Source organism: Massilimicrobiota sp. An80, from assembly GCF_002159255.1.
Classification (GTDB): Bacteria; Bacillota_I; Bacilli_A; order Erysipelotrichales; family Coprobacillaceae; genus Allocoprobacillus; species Allocoprobacillus merdigallinarum.
Genome location: NZ_NFHI01000106.1, coordinates 1 through 1,408 on the forward strand (window position 1 = coordinate 1; position 1,408 = coordinate 1,408).

Sequence of the window (1,408 nt, forward strand, 5' to 3'; positions counted from 1 at the left end):
ATATAAAGAAAAACTATTCACCCAACGGGTGAATAGAAAAAGAATAAATAAAAGCAGAAAATGCCTATGAAATAAGGATATTTCATGATTATATTATAATCTCATGAATAATTAAGGTTTATTTTTAAATATAACAATAAATTGGAGGATACGGTTATAAAAAAATTTGAATTCGTTTGATAGATATTTATAAGTATTACATTCATATATGATGATGCGGTATTTAATTGTAGAAAATAAACAATATTTTTTATATTATCTAAAAAATATTCTATTATAAATTATTCATTATGTATTATTAAAATGAACTTTAGATGATAGAGATATTAAAATTAGGAGGTTGAATAATGCAGATGTGTGAGTACTATACTATTGAAAGTGAAATATTAGAACTATCAAAAAAATTTGAAAGTCTATATCTATTGAAAAATGAAAAAGAAATTCTCAAAACAATTGAAATCGCTCAGAAATTAGCTGAACAAGAAACATATAATCTACCTTCTAAGATGCAATTGTATTATGACATTGCTACTGCATATCACGATACCAGGTTGCTTAATAAGAAATATTGTGAAGATTATTTGGAAAAAGAAATTTTTAATTATAGAAAATCACTAGATTTATTCGAAGACCGACAAGAGTTGGATAATTTGGAAGAAAATAATGTTTTTAATGTATGTCAATATATTGCAATGAGATGTTATACAAATTTAGGAAATTCATATAGTGATATAGGAAGATATATATCAGCTATTGATTGTTTTAGTAATGCATTGTTGATTAATAACAACTTTGCGATGGCGAGTTTGAATTTATCTAGATTATTATTTCGTTATGCAAATCATCAAATAGAAGATTATCAAAAGAATTATTTTGATCATGCTTGCTATTACTATTATCAACAAACACAAACAAATAAAGAATATATTGAGAATCCAAATTATTTAGACGATTTTACTAAATATATTTTATTATATGATTCTAATTATAGAGAAGAATATTTGAGTAAAGATTTAGAATTGCCAAATTATAAGATAGAAGATAATCATGAGAAGGAATATCGGTATTATTTAGGCGGGTTTGGATTGTTTTTGGATCCTTGTTTGGATTTGATTCGAAATCCATGTTTTTTTGTTGATAGTCTTCAAATAGTTTTTCAAAGCTCAAATAATATAAAAAATAAAGAACTAATAGGTCCAATGTCATTAAGTTAAGATGACAATATTTAACCAGGAATTGTATGGAAATATATTTTTCCTGGTTTTTAATATTTACTCAAGCTCAAAAAATGTAGTCTTGAAACTACATCTGTCAAGGTATATAATAAACTATGTTAGTTATATCTATAGTTAAAGCATACGACAGTCTTTGGCTTGACATGTCGCTTGTATTTTCTGTTGGGTCGAAT

Annotated in this window: 1 protein-coding gene; it reads left to right on the forward strand. The window is 24.9% G+C overall.

The window, feature by feature from the left end; translation table 11 throughout:
• The first annotated feature begins 347 nt into the window (after positions 1-347).
• On the forward strand, positions 348-1,214 hold the full coding sequence (locus B5G32_RS13510) for a hypothetical protein (protein WP_087936959.1): 867 nt from the start codon (positions 348-350) through the stop codon (positions 1,212-1,214).
• Positions 1,215-1,408 lie beyond the last annotated feature (194 nt).

Excerpts from the sequence above, each read along its gene's own strand:
- B5G32_RS13510 (WP_087936959.1), top strand. The coding sequence starts at position 348 with ATGCAGATGTGTGAGTACTATACTATTGAAAGTGAAATATTAGAACTA.